Source organism: Vibrio sp. 704, from assembly GCF_033339295.1.
This window is the reverse complement of sequence record NZ_JAWOUH010000452.1, coordinates 1-694: the sequence shown is the minus strand read 5'-3', so window position 1 is coordinate 694 and position 694 is coordinate 1. Positions and strand designations below refer to the sequence as shown.

At 50.1% G+C, this 694-nt stretch carries 1 protein-coding gene; it reads left to right on the top strand.

Going from position 1 to position 694, the window contains the following annotated elements; all coding sequences use genetic code 11:
• Positions 1-694, top strand: a 694-nt coding sequence (locus tag R7R24_RS27040; protein ID WP_318120167.1) for a signaling recognition particle receptor family protein, incomplete at both ends; no start/stop codon positions are given.

Sequence of the window (694 nt, the reverse complement as noted above, 5' to 3'; positions counted from 1 at the left end):
GCAGAAGCAGAAGCAGAAGCGCCACAAGTACCGGTTGCGCCTCGTATTCAAGAGCAAGAAAAGCCGACAGAAAGCTTCTTCGCTCGCCTTAAGCGCAGCCTTAGCCGTACAAAAGCAAACATCGGTGCTGGTTTCTTTGGCCTGTTCAGCGGTAAAAAAATCGATGACGACCTATTTGAAGAGCTAGAAGAGCAACTGCTCATTGCCGATGTGGGCATGGACACCACCACAAAAATCATCAACAACCTGACAGAAAAAGCCTCTCGAGGTGATCTGAAAGATGGCGAAGCCCTTTATGGTCTGCTGAAAGAAGAAATGGCGGAGATTCTATCTAAAGTAGAACAGCCTCTAGAGATCGACAGCAGCAAAACACCTTACGTCATCTTGATGGTTGGTGTGAATGGTGTGGGTAAAACCACCACCATCGGTAAACTTGCGAAGCAGTTCCAAAGCCAAGGCAAGAAAGTGATGTTAGCGGCTGGCGATACTTTCCGAGCGGCTGCAGTTGAGCAGCTGCAAGTGTGGGGCGAGCGTAACAATGTTCCTGTGATCGCGCAGCATACTGGCGCAGACAGCGCATCGGTTATCTACGATGCGATTGAAGCGGCAAAAGCGCGTGGCGTCGATGTGGTTATTGCCGATACGGCGGGTCGTCTACAAAACAAAGCCAACCTAATGGAAGAGCTACGCAAGA